This is a genomic window from Bifidobacterium sp. ESL0704, assembly GCF_029392075.1.
In the GTDB taxonomy this organism is placed as follows: Bacteria; Actinomycetota; Actinomycetes; order Actinomycetales; family Bifidobacteriaceae; genus Bifidobacterium.
Genome location: NZ_CP113929.1, coordinates 1,703,680 through 1,719,150, shown reverse-complemented (window position 1 = coordinate 1,719,150; position 15,471 = coordinate 1,703,680). Strand labels below are relative to the sequence as shown.

The following is a 15,471-nucleotide window of genomic DNA, read 5'->3' as shown; positions in this document are numbered from 1 at the left end:
TCTGCTGTATAGACATTCCGCCGCCATGCAGGCAAGCGGCGTTCCTATAATCTCTTATGCACCATCATACGCTGCAGGTGTCGTAAATCTATCGGTATTCGTAAGATGGGAACCGCAGACGACCCGTGAGGGCGGCTAGCGAATTCATTGGATGTCTATCAAAGAGGAAAGTATGCCTACCAATCAAGGTGCGTACGGCGAGAACAATGCAACCGACGCAACCGATAACAAAACAACGGGCACCAACGAAAACGAGGCGATAAACGTTGCCGGCGGAAGCGCCAAAGCGGCCAGCACCGACGAAACGCTGAACGCGCATGTCAAAGGCGTATCGGGTGGCAAAGCCGGCCACGGTTCCGGTGGCAACGGCGGTAAAACGGGAAACAGCAAGAAAAAAGGCTGGATCTGGGTCATTGTCGCGGCGGTGGTCGTGGTGGCGCTTATCGCTGCGTTTGTGCTGATTCGCGGCAATCAAAAGGCCAGCGACGGCATGGTTAAGGCTCACAAAGCCGAAACCGTCACCATCGGGCTGAAGCTTGCGCCTACGAACCTCGACATCCGCAACCAATCCGGTTCCTCGCTCGACCAGGTGCTTGTCGGCAATGTCTACGAAGGAATCGTCGCCCGCGATTCTGAGAACAAGGTCGTGCCGGGTCTGGCCAAAAGCTGGGAGAAGAATGCCGATGGAACGAGCTATACGTTCCATCTGAATCATGGCATGGCCTTCTCCAACGGCGACAAACTCGATGCCGACGACGTGGCATGGTCCATTAACGAGCTGGTGGCCAAGCATTACCACGATTCCGAGGCGTTGATGAACTTCAAGTCGGTGACGGCAGTGGACGCCGATACCGTCAGGCTCGATCTGAGCGCGCCTTATGCGAATCTGCTGTGGGAGCTTGCCTGCAGGCCGGGGCTCGTGTTCGACCGTGACGCTCATTATGACATGAAAACGCAGGCGGTTGGCTCGGGACCGTACACGCTCGCCAAGTTCGTGCCGAACGATTCCATCACCCTGAAGGCCAATCCGCACTATTGGGGCGCGAACAAAGCCAAGACCCCGACCGTCGTGCTGCGCTATTTCGGCGATGACAACGCCGCCGTCAACGCTCTGAAATCCGGCGACGTTGAGGTACTCGCTCCGGTCACCGAGAATCTCGCCGAGCCTTTCGTGCGTGACAGCGAGCACTATCGCGTGGCTGCGGGCGACGACACCGACAAATATGTGCTCGCCATGAATTCCAAGGGCGCCAAGACCTCGGATGTGCGTGTGCGCCAGGCCATCCGCTACGCCATCGACCACAAACAGCTCATCGCTTCCCGCGGCGGGGCCGACAAGGCACTGGGCGGGCCGATTTCCTCGCTCGACCCGGGCTATGAAGACCTGACCGGCCTGTACCCGCACAACGTCGGCAAAGCCAAGGAGCTGATGAAGGAGGCCGGCTTTACGCCAGACCGTCCGCTCGAGCTGCGGCTAACCTACGCCAACACCTACGGCACCGAACTCGGCGACCAGTTGCGCAGCCAGCTGAAGCCCATCGGCATCGATCTGAAAGTCAATGTGGTCGAGTTCTCGACGTGGTTGCAGGATGTGCTGAAAAACAAGGATTACGACCTCTCGCTGGTCGATCACAACGAAAGCCACGACTTCTCGCAGTGGGTCAACGACCAGTACTACTACAACTACAGCAACCAGAAGGTCAAGGACTACTACAACCAGGCGATGGCCGCTTCCAGCGACTCTGGGTGCGACGCATTGCTGGCTCGTGCCGCGCGGCTGGTCAGCCAGGACGCGCCGGCCGACTGGCTCTTCAACTACCGCATCACCACGGCGATGGAGAAGGGCGTGTCCGGCTTCCCGCTCAACCTGAACCAGACTCTGCTGCCCCTTTACAACGTGAGATATATGACACCGGCGGGCAGGTAGCGGACGGCGGTGGAATCAACAATGCGTTGAAAAGCAGAAAAATGTGGGTCGGAATCTGCTTTTCAACGCAAGCACGATGATTGTTGCGTGCAAAAGCAGAAAATCGAGGTCGAAAATCTGCTTCTCAACGCAAATGCGCAGATTGGAATGAGGTAAGGAATGTTGCGATTCGTCATTCGGCGCTTTCTGCTGTTTGTGGCGGCGCTGCTCGCCATTTCGGTGGTGATTTTCGCCGCGTTGCGCATTCTGCCGGGCGACGTGGCCAGTGTGATGGCCGGTCTCAACGCCCCGCCGGAGCGTGTGGCGCAGTTGCGCTCGCAAATGGGGCTCGACCGGCCGCTGGTGGTGCAGTACCTCAGTTGGATGGGTGGCCTGCTGCACGGCAACTTCGGCACCTCGCTTCTGACCGGCCGCTCGATTAGCTCGACCGTCGCCATGCGCGCCTCGGTGACCTTCCCGCTGATCGTGTTGGGGCTTGTCGTGGCGCTCGCCATCGGCCTGACGCTTGGGGTGGTGGCCACGTTGGCCACGCGTCCGGCGGTGCGTTCCGCGTTTCATTTTCTCGCCATCGTCGGCGGTGCCATTCCCGCGCTGTGGGGCGGTTTGCTGCTGATTCTGCTCTTTGGGCGTGGCACGGGATTGTTGGGTGTCCTGCCTTCCCAAGGGTTTCCGGAGGCTGGTTGGGGCAGCTTCAGTTCGGCGCTGGCCTCGTTGGTGTTGCCGGCGTTGACGGTCGGGATCATCGACGGTGCAAGCCTGATGCGTTATACGCGCTCGGCGCTGGGGGACGTGATGCAAAGCGGTTACATCGACCAGGCGATGGCTTGTGGCTACACCCGTCGTCAGGCCGCGCTCAAAGTCGGTCTAAGGCTGGCGACACCTCAGTTGGTCAGTGTGGTCGGACTGATGTTCGCAGGCATGATCACCGGCGTCATGGTCATCGAGAACCTGTTCGCGCTGCCCGGCATCGGTACCGGTCTGGTCACCGACCTCGGCAACCGTGACCTGATCGCGGTGCAGAGCGAGCTCTTCATGCTGGCGGCCTTCTTCCTCTTTGTGGGCTTCCTGGTCGATCTGCTGCATCGCTTCCTCGACCCACGTCTGAAGCACGCCGTGCAGGGAGGAGAGCGATGATGGAGAATAACGAATCTATAACGGAACCGATGGCATCTTCCGAGCGCTTGAATCCTGAGAATTCAGCGCCAGGTAATTTACCTTTTTCCGCCGCTGGTTCTCAAAAACCGCAAAGTGGCATGACTATCCATAAAACAGCAAATATTGAACGGGCTGGCGTAGATTTTTCGAGTATGCAACTTGGTGCTGATGCCGCCGGCATCGCCGAGGGAACGACGGAACTGCATGAACGAGTCGGTGAGCATGGTGGTAATGGCGCACACAAGAGATCCAGAAGCAAAGCCGGTATTGTATTGCGTTCACTCTGGCGGCGCGGCGAGGGCAAGTTCGCGCTGATTGTGCTGGCCTTGTGGGTAGCGGTTTCGCTGGTTTCGTTGGTCTGGACCCCGCAATCGCTGTGGAAGACCGACGGTTATCACGTCTGGGCCAAGCCGTCTGCCGCACACTGGCTTGGTACCGACGGCACCGGGGCAGACGTGTTCAGCTGGCTGATGGCCGGGGCGCGTACGAACCTTTTCATCGCGGTGTTGTCCGTCGTCTTCGCCGGAGCGTTGGGAATCTTGCTGATAAGTGCGATGGTTTCCCGCAATTCTGCGCTTTCGAACATCTCGGTGGTGGCCGTGGATGCGCTGATTTCCATCCCGACCGTGCTGATTGCCCTGATTCTGGCGGTTCCGATGGGGGCATCGGTCGCGGTCATCATCGTCGCCTGTGGCATCGGCTATGGTCTCAACCTGGCGCGTATAGCGCGTCCGCAGGCCTTGCTGGCGGCCAATTCCGACTATGTGGGTTCCGCGCTTTCATACGGCGCTTCGGGACTAGCGGTGATGCTGCACCATATCCTGCCCAACACGCTGCCGACCATCATGGTCCAGCTTTCGCTTTCCGCAGGCACTGCGGTGCTCGCCGAATCCGGCCTGACCTACCTTGGTGTCGGCGTGCCGAGCGGCGTGCCAAGCTGGGGCCATTCGCTGGCCACGTCGGTCAAGTTCATCAATGTCTATCCGCTGACTGTGCTCTGGCCGGGCCTCATCGTCACACTTGTGGTGGTGGCGCTGAACGTGTTCGGTGACGTACTGCGAGATGCTATTGATCCGGTTGCGAATCCGGAATTGCGGAGGTCGTAAGATGCCTGTTTCTTTATGGTCTGCAACGAAGTTGTGTCTTTCCGGCAACCAGGTATCTGTGAATTATGACAGGAATATATACGGATTCCATCGTGGAAGGGGAAGCCATGAGCGTTGAGGTGAAACAACTTGGTGTTTCCATCAGCGGCAAGCCGATTGTGCGCGGTGTCGATTTGCATATCGGCGACGGTGAACGTGTCGGGCTGATTGGTTCGTCAGGTTCCGGAAAGTCGATGATTTCCAAGGCCATGCTCGGTTTGCTGCCGGTCAATGCTCAGGTATCCGGTTCCGTCGTTCTCGGGGATTCACAGATCGTCGGGGCCGACGAAACCGCTCTTGCAAGTCTGCGTGGGCGTTACATCGGGGCGGTGTTCCAGAATCCTGCGTCATCGTTGAATCCGGTGCTGAGCGTCGGCAAACAGGTCGAGCTGCCGCTGAGACTTCATTACGATTTGGATAAGGCGGATCGGCGGGCCCGTGTCGCCGCGCTGCTTGCGAAGGTCGGGCTTGACGAGACGATGGCGAAAAAATATCCCAGCGAGCTTTCCGGTGGCCAGCAACAGCGTGTCGGCATTGCCACGGCTTTGATCACCTCGCCTCGCCTGATCATCGCCGATGAGCCCACAACGGCGCTCGATTCCATCACGCAGCGCCAGATCGTCGACCTGCTCGTCTCGCTGGTGGACAAGGCCGGCGCCTCGATGCTCTTCATCACCCACGATTTCTCGGTGCTCGCCCGTGCCACGACGCGCTGCTATGTACTTGATAACGGAGAGATTATCGAATCGGGAAAGACCGCCGACTTGCTGGAAAACCCGCAAGTCGAGCAGACGAAGAAGTTGGTTGGGGCGGCGAAGGAGCTGACGCTGCGACAAGCCGCACACCCAATCGAGGGCATTTAAAAAAGAAACGTTGGAAATAAGCGGGAGCGTTTTTGATTGCCCTAGTTTGGGTGTGTCGAAAAAAGAAAATGAGGTTTTGATGGATGGAAAAGGTTCTACGGAAACCGGTGGGAACAACACGGTGTTGTTGCAAGGCCGGCATGTCGGTAAGGTGTTCGGTCATGGAAAGGATCGGCAAGCCGCGCTCGACGATGTCGATATCAAAGTATGTGCGGGGGAGTGCGTTGCTCTGATTGGCGGTTCCGGGTCGGGCAAATCCACACTGACCCGGATTCTGCTGGGACTTGACAAACCGAGCTCGGGGTCGGTAAGTTTTGAAGGCGAATCGGTTGATGGTCGAAAATCCGTTGGATATCAGGGTTTGCGACGTGAATCAAGTCTCGTGTTCCAAAGCCCGTTCACATCGCTCGATCCGCGTTGGACGGTAGTCAAGTCCGTTGCAGAGCCGCTTGATATTCAGCGCAAGCGCGCGAAAACCGGGAATTCGGATATCGCCCGGAAAGTGCGTGAGTCCCTGTCTTTGGTCGGTCTCGATCCCGACGAATTCCTGAATCATTATCCCGCCGATCTTTCGGGCGGACAGGCCCAGCGCGTCGCCATCGCACGTGCGCTGGTCACCGACCCCAAACTGATTGTCGCCGATGAACCCATGAGTGCCATCGATGTGGCGGCACGCTTGCAGATTCTCGAGGCGTTTGCGGCCATTCGCAAGTCGCGTCCGGAAACGGCCATCATTATGATTTCGCATGATCTGGGCGTGGTGCAACACATCGCCGACCGCATCGTCGTGCTCCACGACGGCAAGGTGGTCGAAAGCGGTACCACCGACGAGGTGCTCAGTCGGCCGAAGAGCGCCTATACCCGCGAGCTGGTGGCGGCAGCGTCGTTGTAGTGGTTTATTCCACCACGTTGAAGCGATCGCCGTTGCAGAAGGCGAGAATCGAACGGGCGAGTTGGCGGGAAAGATCGCGATATGCGTCATCGGCTCGCCAGGCGACATGCGGGGTAAGAATGGTGCCGGGAACAGAACGCAGCGGATCGTCCGCGGGCAACGGCTCTTTGTCGTAGACGTCGATGGCGGCCTTGATATCGCCGCGCTTGAGTCGGTTGACCAGTGCTCCTGGCTCGATGAGCTCCGCTCGTGCCGTATTGATGAAGTAGCTGCCTGGCTTGAGCTGGTCCAGGTCAGCGGCGCTCACCACCCTTTGCGTCTCGTCGTTCAGCGGCAGATGGAGGCTCACGATATCCGAATGTGCCATAAGTTCGCCGATGCTGTCGATGCGGGTCGCCCTCAAAGAACGGGCGGTGGCGGCGTTGACGTGCGAGTTCCAGACCAAGGTGTGCATGCCGAAACCGTCGGCGATACGGGCCACGGTCTGGCCGATGCCGCCGAAGCCGATGAGCCCGATGGTCTTGTCCCTGAGCGAGGTGCCTTCCAGCCCGCTCCAGTTGCCGTCTCGGATGTTGCGGTCCATGGCGCCGATGGAACGTGCGAGTTCGAAAATCAGCGCAAACGTATATTCCGCAACCGTCTCGTCGCCGTAATGGACGGTGTTGCAGACGCGGATACCCAGTTCCCTCGTACGTTTCAGGTCGATGAAATTGGAGACGCCAGTGCCTCCGAAGACGAAGCAACGTACGTGGCCACCTAGCTCCTCGAGCAGCTTGCCGGTAACGTGGAAGCCGATGACCACGACGATATCGGCATCTTTGCAGCGTTCGACGATGGTTTCTGGCTCGATATTGAAATCGCGGTACATGCGCACGCGGGCGACGTTGCGCAGGATGCGCATGCTTGTGGCGATTGGCTGGTACATGGCCGCGAACATCGAGGGGATGACGACCAGAGGCAGATCGGTACGTTCGGATTGGGTTTCGCGGTAGTTCATACTAATAAGGATAATTCCGCCTCTGACCTATGGGAACGGACGCTATCGGTGCCTGAATAATACTGAAGGTTTGTTATCGTCGCGCGTTACATACAGGTTCATTGGCGTGGTTCATTCGTCGAAAGAGAATAGTTTTTCGACTGTGGTGTCGAAGACGTGGGCGATGTCGAGTGCCAGTTTGAGCGAGGGGTTGTACGCGCCTGCTTCCAGCCGGATGATGGTCTCCCGTCGTACGCCGACCAGCGTGGCAAGTTCTGACTGCGTCATGCCGTTGCGCTGCCGGACCTGCTTGAGTGTGGTGTTAAGCCTTGGCATCGGCGGCCTTCAGGTCTCGGTGTTCGAGATAGAGATAACATCCTAGCTGCAACGTCGACATCAATGAGACAAGGAAAAGCAAGAGGTAAACGTTGAAACGCAGCCAATTGCCCAACACGAATTGGTTGATCATGGCGATGCAGATGAGCACTAAGAACAGGATAAAAACGGATATGGTATTCGCCTGATTCTCATGGAGCAGTGCGCTCTCGTCTTTCAATCTGTTTTCCGCAGAATCGTTCAATCCCATGGTGAGCATGCCGTTCGGGCCGCGTGAAATGAGTTTGTTGAGAGCGGCATCGATTCCTGACAGAACGATGAAACCAACCATGCACAGAAAATGCTGCCAGATCCAAGTGTCGGGAAAGAACACTGCGGGAAGTGAGATGATAGAGGCTGCGAGCATGCAGGTGAATTGAGCTTTGCGTATCTGGTTCAGCGACCAGCTTTTGGGATTGAAACGATGTGACAGCGTTGGCATCTTCGGTTCCTTTCCGGCGGTTATGGGCCGTTCTTGGCTGCAAATAAAGTGATGTATTTATCACTATGTTGCAAATATATCACATTGGTGATTCGGTTTTTGTCGACGGTTCGCGGCTCGGCTGCTGATTTCGACCACTGATGTGTTGCCGGCGAAAGATTAGCTTGTCCCTTGGGAAGGTTTCCAATAGTGCTGTTGCTGGTAAACGTTCGTTTAAACCGGGTAGGGCAAGATTTCCAGCACCGGTTTGACTGTTGTTCTGTTGTACAGTAAGCTATATTGTATAGCAGTTAACGTTGGTGGATACGAGGTAAGGGGAGACTATGTCGATGGTGCAAATGAACGTCCGCATCGATGCCGACGTGAAGGACGACGTCGACGAGATACTCAAGCGTAAGGGAAAGACCCCGAGTTCCGTGATCCGCGAGCTGTGGGATTTCATCAAGGATTATGGCGATACTCCGGATTTGCAAACCAAAGCGGAAAAGGCGGATAGGGAAGCTGAAAAGCAACGCAGGCTCAAGGCGATAGAGGATGGGGCGACTTTGTGGTCACGGACCTTGAAAGAGGCCGGTTTATCCGATGACGGTCAGCATCCTTGGGCGAATATGTCTTATAAGGAAATGCGAGACGCTGCCTATGAAGATTTAGTCGATGAATATGCACATAAATAAGAGAGGTGACGATAATGATTGAAGAAAAACGAGTGGTTTTCGATACGAATGTGCTGCTGGACTATCTTCTTGGCTGGCGACTTGGTAACGCGAACGCGATGCAACTTCTTCGTGCCTGTTTGGATTCGGATATGATTAAGGTGCTTTGTATATCTCTTTCTCTGAAGGATGTCGACTATATCTCGAGGTCGTCGTTCAAAAAACAATTTGCAAACAGCGAATCTGTGGTGGTGCAGGCTACGGTTTCCAATATTGCTCCTAAGTTCGGTTGGCATTGCGTTGATGATTTATTGAAGATTATTGCGATGGTCGTTGCGGTCGATCAAGCGACCTGTAAGAATGCTCTCAAACTATGGGAGGTTCATCCCGACTACGAAGACGACCTGATTATCGCCGCCTCGCGTCAGGCCAACGCCGACATGGTGGTGACCGGTGATCAGGACATGATCAGGCACTTTCCGGATCTGTGCGTCAGCGTCGAGGACGCGCTGAAGCGGATTGATGCTAACGAATCCGAGAGTTGAATTTGAGCGATCCGCCTTTGGCTGGGCAAGTGGGGCATTCTTTGTAATGTTGGTTATGGAATCCGGAAATCATCTGGATTCGAGTAGAGGTTGGAGTCGATATGAGTGGTAAGGCATTGATTATCGTGGACGTGCAGCCTACGTTCTGTGAAGGCGGGGAGCTCGGGGTCGAAGGCGGCACGGCTGTGGCCGATCGCATCGGCAAATATGTGAAGGCGCATGGCGACGATTACACCTATATCGCCACCACGCAGGATTGGCATATCGAACCGGGTTCGCATTTCTCCGACCATCCGGATTTCGTGGATTCGTGGCCGAAGCACGGGGTGGCCGGCACGCCGAACGCCGGTCTGATGCCGCAGATCGCCGCACTCGGCCTCAAGCATCATTTCAAGAAAGGCCAATACGCCTCGGCATATTCCGGCTTCGAAGGCATCGAAGACAACACCGAGCGCGTGCAGACCCGCGAGGAGTTCGCGGCCCTGCAGAAAGACGGCAAAACGCTGGCGCAAGGCTTCAAAGACGCGGGTGTCGACCATGTCGATGTGGTCGGCCTGGCCGAATCGCATTGTGTCAAGGAGACCGCGATCGATGCCAAAAAGCTGGGATATTCCGTCACTGTCTTTGAGGATATGACCGAACCGGTCAGCGAGGACCAGGGTGTGAGCGCGCGTAAGGCGATGCGCGAGGCCGGGGTCGAACTTGAGGATGGACTTGCCGGCTGATTGTTGCGCGTTGGAATGACGGCGAAGAGAAGGATGTGGATTGGTATGACCGAGGGCGGGTACCCGGCTGGGGGTGAGCGTTTCGCACCTGCTGATGATGAAGCACAGTGGCCGGTGCAGGATGCGGATTCGCGCGAAGAGGACGAGGCATGGGCGATGCATCTTCGGGATATGCAGGGGGACGCTGCGAGTGTGTCTGCGGCCAAGCCGACCGTGGATATGCCGAAGTTCGGCCAAGACGATGCGCATGCGGCGCTGAAGCGCTATTTCGGTTACGATTCGTTCCGTGAGGGACAGGCTGATCTGGTCGATGCCATTCTTGCCGGCCATGACGTCTTAGGGGTTATGCCGACAGGGGCCGGCAAATCCATCTGCTATCAGGTGCCGGCCACGATGCTGCCGGGGCTTACCATCGTCATCTCCCCGTTGATCTCGCTGATGCGCGATCAGGTGGATGCCCTGAACGATGCAGGCATCAAGGCGGCGTTCATCAACACCACACAGGAAAGCGACGAGCAATCCATGGTTTTCGCCCAGGCCAAACGTGGAGAGGTGAAGATGCTGTACGTCGCTCCCGAACGTTTGGAAACAGGGCGTTTTCGCAGCTTCGCCGCGCAGGTCAGGATTTCGTTGATAACGGTGGATGAAGCGCATTGCGTCTCGCAATGGGGGCAGGATTTCCGCTCGTCATATCTGGGCATCGGCGAATTCATCGACTCGCTCCCGGTGCGTCCGACCGTCGCCGCGTTCACCGCGACAGCGACGCAAAAAGTACGGCGTGATATCGTTCGTCTGCTACGGCTGAAAGCCCCCAAGGTCACGGTTACGGGCTTCGACCGGCCGAACCTGTATTTCGACATCATCAATATGCCGACCAAACGCAAGAACGTGTGGATCACCGACTATGCAGCCAAGCATCCCGACGAATCAGGCATCGTCTACTGCGCCACCCGCAAGGAGACCGAGGCGCTTGCCGATGTGCTGAACCGTCACGGTATCGGCGCCGCCGCCTATCACGGTGGCATGTCGGCCGAGGCGCGCGAGGCGGCGCAGCGCGATTTCGTCACCGACCGGGTGCCGGTGGTGGTGGCCACCAACGCCTTCGGCATGGGCATCGACAAGTCGAATGTGCGTTATGTCATTCATCACAACATGCCGGAAAGCATCGAAGCCTATTATCAGGAGGCCGGACGAGCCGGCAGGGACGGCGAACCGGGGCGTTGCACGCTGCTGTGGAACGAATCCGACATCGTCACCCGCCGCAGGTTGCTGGATATGGATTCCGACAACGAACGCATGAGCCCGGAAGAGCAGGAAATCGTTCGGCAGAGCCATCGGCGTCTGTTGAACGCGATGATCGGCTACTGCCGCACCACCGAATGTCTGCACCGCTATATCATGCGCTATTTCGCCGATCCCGGCAGTGTCGATTCCGCGAACAGTACTGGAACCGAAGGCCGTGAACGAGTCGATGCGAATTGCGGCCGAATCGATTCCGGGATTGCCGCGAGTGATGACACAACGTTGGAAAACGGCCAAAAGCGGGATGTGCATATCGATAGTGAATCGTTCAAATGCGGCAACTGCGCCAATTGCGAAAGCACCTTCGAGACCATCGACGTCTCCGACGTGGCCCGCGCTGTCAGTCGTTGCGTCCACGACCTGAACCAGGGCTTCGGTATGGGCAAGATCGTCTCGGTGCTACGAGGTTCGAAAGCTCAGGATCTCATCAGCCGACGCCTGGATCAGGTGCCGAGCTATGGGGCTTTGCACGACGTGCCGGATGCTCGGATCCGCGATGTCATCAACCAGATGGCCACCGATGGATACCTGTTCATATCGGAAGGCAGACTGCCGGTTGTTCGTTTCGGAGCTCGTGCGGCGGAAACCGTCAGTCCTGATTTTCACTATGAAATCAAGCGGATTGCGCGCAAAAAAGCGTCGCTCGCCTCATCCGGTGCCGCTTTCGGCTCCTACGATGCCGATGATACGGCTAACGGTGCTGGTGGCTCTGGTTTTGCAACCGGGTCTTTCAGCGATTACGAACCCACCGAAGAGGACGAGGCGCTCTTCCAGAAATTCCGCGAGCTGCGCCGCACCATCGCTCAGGAGATCGGCAAACCGCCTTACATCGTCTTCTCCGACAAAACCCTGCGCGACATGGCTCGCATCAAGCCTGTCACCGACGCACAGTTCCTCGCCGTCAATGGTGTGGGCGACAACAAGCTGCGGCTTTATGGCCCCCGTTTCATGGACGTGGTGCGCTCGCAGTAGGTGCGGTTGCGCGAATCGGAAAATGACTGAAAAGGAGAACGACAATGACGACTAATAGGGAAACGGACAATGATCACAATGCCGAAGCGGGAATCGACGCCATCGATGTGAGCGCCCTTGACCGCGATGAGTACGGTTTTCCCGGTCCTTTGCGTGATCGTCTGGTTGAAGCGATTCTCGACGGGCGTAAAACCAGGACAACTTCATTGCTTGTCGAATACCAGCATGACCATGAGCCGCTGCCCCAGGTCGGGAAACTGGCTGTGGTGCTCGACTCCGACGACAAAGCGGTGTGCATCACCCGGTTGGAGGAAGTCACGGTCTGCAACATCCGCGATATCACCGATGAACATGCTCGCGGCGAAGGCGAAGGATGTGACGATGTTGCAGCATGGCGTAAGGCCCATGCACAGTTTTGGGAAAGCCCGGAATTTCGCCAGGAGATAGGAGACGATACGTTTGCGGTCGATGATGATACCGAAGTCGTTTGTGAACGCTTCCGCGTGATCAGACGGCTGTGAGCAGAAGGAAGACGTTTCGTGCCTTGCCACTCAAGGAAAGGAAGAAAGGGGACAGCCGATCAAGAGAGAGGATGTGCCGCCGTCTCAAGGATGAATCGGTGTAGGGGCTGCCGCCGCTGCCCAAGGCTCGCGATATGGTGGACGCCGGATTTAATGTAGAGCAGTGTCCACCGGATGGTCATCCCGCTACTCGTGCGTGAAAACGTGATGACGGAACGTTGCGATGGACGGAGTAGGAGTTCGGTTGTCGAGCGAGCCACGATTGCAGGAGGAGCCACGAGAGGGCGTTCCCGAGGTCACCGATACGATCGACGGGTTTCATGAGGCCTGCGACAGGTTGGCGGCGGGTAGTGGCTCGCTGGCTGCCGACGCCGAACGTGCCTCGGGCTATCGCTATGGCCACGAAGACTGGCTGGTGCAGTTCAAACGCACCGGTTCCGGCATCGTCCTGTTCGATCCGATGGCCCTCAATGAAGTGGGTGCGGACTGGGAAGAATTCAATCGTGCGGTCGGCGACGCCACATGGATCATCCATGACTCGTTGCAGGATCTTCCCGGTTTCACCGACCTGGGCATGAAAGTCCACGATCTTTTCGATACCGAAATCGCCGCAAGGCTGCTCGGCCTCAAACGGTTCGGCTTGGCTGCGGTCACTGCACACTATCTCGGTATCACACTGGCCAAGGAACATTCCGCAGCCGACTGGTCGTATCGTCCGCTGCCGCGCGACTGGCGCAATTACGCCGCTCTTGACGTCGAGCTTCTTATCGAACTCGAGCAGAGAATGCGAGACGACTTGAAAAAGGCCGGCAAAGCACAATGGGCCGATGAGGAATTCAGCCATGCCCTTGAGGAGGGAATCGGTCCTCAGCACAAGCACCCGGTGCCATGGATGCGCATCTCCCATTTCACCGTGCTCGGCCACGACAGGCGCGGTCAGGCCGTAGCCAAGGCACTCTGGGAGAAGCGCGACCAGCTTGCGCGTCAGCACGATATCGCGCCGACTCTGCTGCTAAGCGATGCCGCCATTATCGAGGCCGCCCAGAAGAAGCCGCACAATGCCCGCCAGTTCCGTGCCATCCGCAGCTTGAACGAGCGGGTGCGTATTCACATGGGCAATGAGCAGGACAAGATGTTCGAGCGCTACGCTCCGATTCAGCGTTCCATCAAGCCCAGCGTGTGGAAAGATACCATCCAGGATGCTCTGAAATTGAAGCCGAAGGACTGGCCGGAGCCGCCCACGCCGTCCCAGGAGCCGCAGGCCAATGCGCCGCGTTCCATGAAATACTGGTCTGCGCATCAGCCGGAACGGTTCGCTCGTCTCAAGAGGGTGCGTGCGGTCATCGCCCAGATCGCCCAGGATACCAGGACCCCGCACGACGTGGTCATCAAGCCGCAGATCATCCGCAACCTATGCTGGCGTGACGATGCGGCCGAGCTCGATATTCCCGAATTTCTGCGTGAGCAAGGGGCGCGCGAATGGCAGATTGCGCTTATTTCCGAGTCCGTAAGTCGCGTTATCATATGAGGGTTGCCTAAAGGCAGAAGTAGTTGGAATAATCGTCAGGAGCACTAGCGTGAAAATCAGCGTGAGGAATCTCGAGCCCACCAAGGTGAAGCTCACCGTCACCGTCGACCCGGAAGAGTTCGACCCCTATCTTGATCAGGCCCGCAAGGAGATCGCCAAGCAGATCAGCGTCCCGGGCTTCCGCAAGGGCCATGTGCCCGGAAAGATCATCGACCAGCGCGTCGGTTTCGGCGCCGTCGCCGGTGAAGCCGTCAACAGTGCCGTCCCGGAGCTCTACTCCAAGGCCCTCGAGGAGAAGAAGATTCGCCCGATGGCCCAGCCCGAGCTCGATGTCAAGGAATTGCCGACCAGCGAGAAGGACGACACCAAGGTGAAGTTCATCGCCACCGTCGAGCGCCGCCCGGAAATCGAGCTGCCGAAGCTCGACGGCATGACCCTCGACGTTGCCAAGGCCGAGGTCACCGATGAGGACGTCGACAAGCGCCTCGACAACCTTCGTCAGCGTTTCGGCACCCTCGTGGGCGTCGATCGCCCGGCTAAGAAGGGTGATTTCGCCAATATCGACCTCACCGCCTCCATTGACGGCGAAGACGTCGATTCCCAGGAAGGCGTGAGCTATGAGCTCGGCAGCGGCAAGCTGCTCGACGGCATCGACGAAGCGCTCGACGGCCTGTCCGCAGGCGAGGAGACCACCTTCGAAGGTACGCTGGAAAGCGGCGACCATGAAGGCGAGAAGGCTCAGATCAAGGTCAAGGTCAATTCTGTCAAGACCGAAGAGCTGCCGGAGCTCGACGATGACTTCGCCCAGGAAGCCTCCGAGTTCGACACCCTTGACGAGCTCAAGGCCGACATCAAGAAGCAGTGCGAGCGTGACGGCGAAGGCAAGCAGGCCAACGAGGCTCGCGATGCGTTCCTCGACGCCCTGAAGAAGGACGTGGAGATCCCGCTGCCCAAGGGCGTTCGTGACGAGATGATCGAAGATCACTTGAAGCAGGTCACTGCCGATCCGAAGAAGGCTACCAAGGACCAGAAGAAGGAAGCCGAAGAGGCCACCGACAAGGAGCTCAAGGACCAGATCGTGCTCGATACCCTGGCCGAGCAGCTCGACGTCAAGGTCTCCCAGATGGATGTCACGAACTTCCTCGCCTCCATCGCCCAGCAGTACGGCATGGATCCGAGCGCTTTCATCAACGCGATCGTCCAGAACGGCCAGCTCGGCTCTGCCGTTCAGGAAGTCGGCCGTTCCAAGGGCCTCTTGGCCGGGATGCGCGCTGTCAAGTTCACCTGCGACGGCAAGGATCTCGATCTGACCCCGTTCCTTGGTGATGATGAAGTCGCCGAGGATGCCGAAGAGAACGAAAGCGTCGAGGCCGCGTCCGCCGCTGCAGCCGTAGCCGACGAGCTCAGCGACCACGACAAGGCCGAGTGAGTCTTTACCGTCTGATTTGAC

Annotated in this window: 15 protein-coding genes; 12 read left to right on the top strand and 3 right to left on the bottom strand. The window is 57.7% G+C overall.

Annotated elements, in window-relative coordinates; genetic code table 11:
* Positions 1–172: 172 nt before the first annotated feature.
* The 5 genes from OZX64_RS06210 to OZX64_RS06190 all read left to right on the top strand — a co-directional run bounded on the left by OZX64_RS06210 (position 173) and on the right by OZX64_RS06190 (position 5,982).
* On the top strand, positions 173–1,927 hold the full coding sequence (locus OZX64_RS06210; RefSeq protein ID WP_277172092.1) for an ABC transporter substrate-binding protein: 1,755 nt from the start codon (positions 173–175) through the stop codon (positions 1,925–1,927).
* A gap of 162 nt (positions 1,928–2,089) precedes the next feature.
* Positions 2,090–3,061 carry an ABC transporter permease gene (locus OZX64_RS06205; RefSeq protein ID WP_277175005.1) on the top strand — a complete coding sequence of 324 codons (972 nt, stop codon included), beginning with the start codon at positions 2,090–2,092 and terminating at the stop codon, positions 3,059–3,061.
* Positions 3,062–3,234: 173 nt separating this feature from the next.
* Positions 3,235–4,188 carry an ABC transporter permease gene (locus tag OZX64_RS06200; protein WP_277172090.1) on the top strand — a complete coding sequence of 318 codons (954 nt, stop codon included), beginning with the start codon at positions 3,235–3,237 and terminating at the stop codon, positions 4,186–4,188.
* Positions 4,189–4,295: 107 nt separating this feature from the next.
* Positions 4,296–5,090, top strand: a complete 795-nt coding sequence (locus OZX64_RS06195) for an ABC transporter ATP-binding protein (protein ID WP_277175004.1) — start codon at positions 4,296–4,298, stop codon at positions 5,088–5,090.
* Positions 5,091–5,169: 79 nt separating this feature from the next.
* On the top strand, positions 5,170–5,982 hold the full coding sequence (locus OZX64_RS06190) for a dipeptide/oligopeptide/nickel ABC transporter ATP-binding protein (RefSeq protein ID WP_277175003.1): 813 nt from the start codon (positions 5,170–5,172) through the stop codon (positions 5,980–5,982).
* 4 nt (positions 5,983–5,986) lie between these two features.
* Here the strand turns inward: OZX64_RS06190 and OZX64_RS06185 are convergent, their stop codons facing one another.
* From OZX64_RS06185 to OZX64_RS06175, 3 genes are all read right to left on the bottom strand, one after another.
* Positions 5,987–6,979, bottom strand: coding sequence for an NAD(P)-dependent oxidoreductase (locus tag OZX64_RS06185; protein WP_277172089.1), 993 nt, complete (start codon positions 6,977–6,979; stop codon positions 5,987–5,989).
* A gap of 111 nt (positions 6,980–7,090) precedes the next feature.
* Positions 7,091–7,294 carry a helix-turn-helix transcriptional regulator gene (locus tag OZX64_RS06180; RefSeq protein WP_277172087.1) on the bottom strand — a complete coding sequence of 68 codons (204 nt, stop codon included), beginning with the start codon at positions 7,292–7,294 and terminating at the stop codon, positions 7,091–7,093.
* Complete coding sequence (locus tag OZX64_RS06175) at positions 7,281–7,775, bottom strand: hypothetical protein (protein WP_277172085.1); 495 nt, start codon at positions 7,773–7,775, stop codon at positions 7,281–7,283. The genes OZX64_RS06180 and OZX64_RS06175 overlap by 14 nt, the downstream gene beginning before the upstream one ends.
* Before the next feature lie 323 nt (positions 7,776–8,098).
* Between OZX64_RS06175 and OZX64_RS06170 the strand changes: the two genes are divergently transcribed.
* From OZX64_RS06170 to tig, 7 genes are all read left to right on the top strand, one after another.
* Positions 8,099–8,449 (top strand): damage-inducible protein J, encoded by a 351-nt coding sequence (locus OZX64_RS06170; RefSeq protein ID WP_277157093.1) that lies wholly within the window; start codon positions 8,099–8,101, stop codon positions 8,447–8,449.
* 14 nt (positions 8,450–8,463) lie between these two features.
* The gene (locus OZX64_RS06165; RefSeq protein ID WP_277172082.1) at positions 8,464–8,973 is read left to right on the top strand and encodes a PIN domain-containing protein; all 510 of its coding nucleotides are present in this window, start codon (positions 8,464–8,466) and stop codon (positions 8,971–8,973) included.
* Positions 8,974–9,074: 101 nt separating this feature from the next.
* Positions 9,075–9,698: an isochorismatase family protein gene (locus OZX64_RS06160; RefSeq protein ID WP_277172080.1), complete on the top strand. Its 624-nt coding sequence runs from the start codon at positions 9,075–9,077 to the stop codon at positions 9,696–9,698.
* A gap of 219 nt (positions 9,699–9,917) precedes the next feature.
* Positions 9,918–11,972, top strand: coding sequence for a RecQ family ATP-dependent DNA helicase (locus OZX64_RS06155; RefSeq protein WP_277175002.1), 2,055 nt, complete (start codon positions 9,918–9,920; stop codon positions 11,970–11,972).
* Between the two features lie 44 nt (positions 11,973–12,016).
* Entirely contained in the window at positions 12,017–12,493 is a 477-nt protein-coding gene (locus tag OZX64_RS06150) for an ASCH domain-containing protein (protein ID WP_277172077.1), read from the top strand.
* A gap of 223 nt (positions 12,494–12,716) precedes the next feature.
* Positions 12,717–14,021, top strand: coding sequence for an HRDC domain-containing protein (locus OZX64_RS06145; protein WP_277172075.1), 1,305 nt, complete (start codon positions 12,717–12,719; stop codon positions 14,019–14,021).
* A gap of 49 nt (positions 14,022–14,070) precedes the next feature.
* Positions 14,071–15,450 (top strand): trigger factor, encoded by a 1,380-nt coding sequence (gene tig / locus OZX64_RS06140; RefSeq protein WP_277157098.1) that lies wholly within the window; start codon positions 14,071–14,073, stop codon positions 15,448–15,450.
* Positions 15,451–15,471 lie beyond the last annotated feature (21 nt).

Excerpts from the sequence above, each read along its gene's own strand:
- OZX64_RS06200 (WP_277172090.1), top strand. The coding sequence starts at position 3,235 with ATGCAACTTGGTGCTGATGCCGCCGGCATCGCCGAGGGAACGACGGAA.
- OZX64_RS06170 (WP_277157093.1), top strand. The coding sequence starts at position 8,099 with ATGTCGATGGTGCAAATGAACGTCCGCATCGATGCCGACGTGAAGGAC.
- OZX64_RS06180 (WP_277172087.1), bottom strand. The coding sequence starts at position 7,294 with ATGCCAAGGCTTAACACCACACTCAAGCAGGTCCGGCAGCGCAACGGC.
- OZX64_RS06150 (WP_277172077.1), top strand. The coding sequence starts at position 12,017 with ATGACGACTAATAGGGAAACGGACAATGATCACAATGCCGAAGCGGGA.
- OZX64_RS06155 (WP_277175002.1), top strand. The coding sequence starts at position 9,918 with ATGCCGAAGTTCGGCCAAGACGATGCGCATGCGGCGCTGAAGCGCTAT.
- OZX64_RS06175 (WP_277172085.1), bottom strand. The coding sequence starts at position 7,775 with ATGCCAACGCTGTCACATCGTTTCAATCCCAAAAGCTGGTCGCTGAAC.
- OZX64_RS06160 (WP_277172080.1), top strand. The coding sequence starts at position 9,075 with ATGAGTGGTAAGGCATTGATTATCGTGGACGTGCAGCCTACGTTCTGT.
- OZX64_RS06145 (WP_277172075.1), top strand. The coding sequence starts at position 12,717 with ATGGACGGAGTAGGAGTTCGGTTGTCGAGCGAGCCACGATTGCAGGAG.
- OZX64_RS06165 (WP_277172082.1), top strand. The coding sequence starts at position 8,464 with ATGATTGAAGAAAAACGAGTGGTTTTCGATACGAATGTGCTGCTGGAC.
- OZX64_RS06210 (WP_277172092.1), top strand. The coding sequence starts at position 173 with ATGCCTACCAATCAAGGTGCGTACGGCGAGAACAATGCAACCGACGCA.
- OZX64_RS06190 (WP_277175003.1), top strand. The coding sequence starts at position 5,170 with ATGGATGGAAAAGGTTCTACGGAAACCGGTGGGAACAACACGGTGTTG.
- OZX64_RS06195 (WP_277175004.1), top strand. The coding sequence starts at position 4,296 with ATGAGCGTTGAGGTGAAACAACTTGGTGTTTCCATCAGCGGCAAGCCG.
- OZX64_RS06185 (WP_277172089.1), bottom strand. The coding sequence starts at position 6,979 with ATGAACTACCGCGAAACCCAATCCGAACGTACCGATCTGCCTCTGGTC.